This is a genomic window from Citrobacter sp. MGH 55, assembly GCF_016906145.1.
Lineage (GTDB): Bacteria > Pseudomonadota > Gammaproteobacteria > Enterobacterales > Enterobacteriaceae > Citrobacter_A > Citrobacter_A amalonaticus.
In genome coordinates, this window is the sequence record NZ_CP070239.1 from 2,546,792 (window position 1) to 2,549,875 (window position 3,084).

Consider the following 3,084-nt stretch of genomic DNA (forward strand, 5'->3'; position numbering starts at 1 on the left):
GTTTGAGATATTTGCTCTTTAAAAATCTGGATCAAGCTGAAAATTGAAACGACACACTGTTAATGGTGTGTTCGAGTCTCTCAAATTTTCGCAACATGATGATGAATCGAAAGAAACATCTTCGGGTTGTGAGGTTAAGCGACTAAGCGTACACGGTGGATGCCCTGGCAGTCAGAGGCGATGAAGGACGTGCTAATCTGCGAAAAGCGTCGGTAAGGTGATATGAACCGTTATAACCGGCGATGTCCGAATGGGGAAACCCAGTGCAATTCGTTGCACTATCGTTAACTGAATCCATAGGTTAACGAGGCGAACCGGGGGAACTGAAACATCTAAGTACCCCGAGGAAAAGAAATCAACCGAGATTCCCCCAGTAGCGGCGAGCGAACGGGGAGCAGCCCAGAGCCTGAATCAGCATGTGTGGTAGTGGAACGGTCTGGAAAGGCCGGCGATACAGGGTGACAGCCCCGTACACAAAATTGCATGTGNNGTGAGCTCGATGAGTAGGGCGGGACACGTGGTATCCTGTCTGAATATGGGGGGACCATCCTCCAAGGCTAAATACTCCTGACTGACCGATAGTGAACCAGTACCGTGAGGGAAAGGCGAAAAGAACCCCGGCGAGGGGAGTGAAAAAGAACCTGAAACCGTGTACGTACAAGCAGTGGGAGCCTCTTTAATGGGGTGACTGCGTACCTTTTGTATAATGGGTCAGCGACTTATATTCTGTAGCAAGGTTAACCGAATAGGGGAGCCGAAGGGAAACCGAGTCTTAACTGGGCGTTAAGTTGCAGGGTATAGACCCGAAACCCGGTGATCTAGCCATGGGCAGGTTGAAGGTTGGGTAACACTAACTGGAGGACCGAACCGACTAATGTTGAAAAATTAGCGGATGACTTGTGGCTGGGGGTGAAAGGCCAATCAAACCGGGGGATAGCTGGTTCTCCCCGAAAGCTATTTAGGTAGCGCCTCGTGAATTCATCTCCGGGGGTAGAGCACTGTTTCGGCTAGGGGGCCATCCCGGCTTACCAACCCGATGCAAACTGCGAATACCGGAGAATGTTATCACGGGAGACACACGGCGGGTGCTAACGTCCGTCGTGAAGAGGGAAACAACCCAGACCGCCAGCTAAGGTCCCAAAGTCATGGTTAAGTGGGAAACGATGTGGGAAGGCTCAGACAGCCAGGATGTTGGCTTAGAAGCAGCCATCATTTAAAGAAAGCGTAATAGCTCACTGGTCGAGTCGGCCTGCGCGGAAGATGTAACGGGGCTAAACCATGCACCGAAGCTGCGGCAGCGACACTAAGTGTTGTTGGGTAGGGGAGCGTTCTGTAAGCCTGTGAAGGTGTGCTGTGAGGCATGCTGGAGGTATCAGAAGTGCGAATGCTGACATAAGTAACGATAAAGCGGGTGAAAAGCCCGCTCGCCGGAAGACCAAGGGTTCCTGTCCAACGTTAATCGGGGCAGGGTGAGTCGACCCCTAAGGCGAGGCCGAAAGGCGTAGTCGATGGGAAACAGGTTAATATTCCTGTACCAGGTGTTACTGCGAAGGGGGGACGGAGAAGGCTATGTTGGCCGGGCGACGGTTGTCCCGGTTTAAGCGTGTAGGTGTGTGTTCCAGGTAAATCCGGTTCACTTTAACACTGAGGCGTGATGACGAGGCACTACGGTGCTGAAGTGACAAATGCCCTGCTTCCAGGAAAAGCCTCTAAGCATCAGGTAACATCAGATCGTACCCCAAACCGACACAGGTGGTCAGGTAGAGAATACCAAGGCGCTTGAGAGAACTCGGGTGAAGGAACTAGGCAAAATGGTGCCGTAACTTCGGGAGAAGGCACGCTGATATGTAGGTGAAGCGATTTACTCGTGGAGCTGAAATCAGTCGAAGATACCAGCTGGCTGCAACTGTTTATTAAAAACACAGCACTGTGCAAACACGAAAGTGGACGTATACGGTGTGACGCCTGCCCGGTGCCGGAAGGTTAATTGATGGGGTTATCCGTAAGGAGAAGCTCTTGATCGAAGCCCCGGTAAACGGCGGCCGTAACTATAACGGTCCTAAGGTAGCGAAATTCCTTGTCGGGTAAGTTCCGACCTGCACGAATGGCGTAATGATGGCCAGGCTGTCTCCACCCGAGACTCAGTGAAATTGAACTCGCTGTGAAGATGCAGTGTACCCGCGGCAAGACGGAAAGACCCCGTGAACCTTTACTATAGCTTGACACTGAACACTGGTCCTTGATGTGTAGGATAGGTGGGAGGCTTTGAAGCGCGGACGCCAGTTCGTGTGGAGCCGTCCTTGAAATACCACCCTTTAATGGCTGGTGTTCTAACGTAGGCCCGTAATCCGGGTTGCGGACAGTGTCTGGTGGGTAGTTTGACTGGGGCGGTCTCCTCCTAAAGAGTAACGGAGGAGCACGAAGGTTAGCTAATCCTGGTCGGACATCAGGAGGTTAGTGCAAAGGCATAAGCTAGCTTGACTGCGAGCGTGACGGCGCGAGCAGGTGCGAAAGCAGGTCTTAGTGATCCGGTGGTTCTGAATGGAAGGGCCATCGCTCAACGGATAAAAGGTACTCCGGGGATAACAGGCTGATACCGCCCAAGAGTTCATATCGACGGCGGTGTTTGGCACCTCGATGTCGGCTCATCACATCCTGGGGCTGAAGTAGGTCCCAAGGGTATGGCTGTTCGCCATTTAAAGTGGTACGCGAGCTGGGTTTAGAACGTCGTGAGACAGTTCGGTCCCTATCTGCCGTGGGCGCTGGAGAATTGAGGGGGGCTGCTCCTAGTACGAGAGGACCGGAGTGGACGCATCACTGGTGTTCGGGTTGTCATGCCAATGGCACTGCCCGGTAGCTAAATGCGGAAGAGATAAGTGCTGAAAGCATCTAAGCACGAAACTTGCCCCGAGATGAGTTCTCCCTGACCCTTTAAGGGTCCTGAAGGAACGTTGAAGACGACGACGTTGATAGGCCGGGTGTGTAAGCGCAGCGATGCGTTGAGCTAACCGGTACTAATGAACCGTGAGGCTTAACCTTACAACGCCGAAGMTGTTTTGGCGGAATTGAGAGAAAATTTTCAGC

1 rRNA gene is annotated in these 3,084 nt (G+C 52.5%); it reads left to right on the forward strand.

The window, feature by feature from the left end:
• The first annotated feature begins 132 nt into the window (after positions 1-132).
• Positions 133-3,039: ribosomal RNA gene (locus JTI98_RS10165) — 23S ribosomal RNA — on the forward strand.
• Positions 3,040-3,084: the final 45 nt, after the last annotated feature.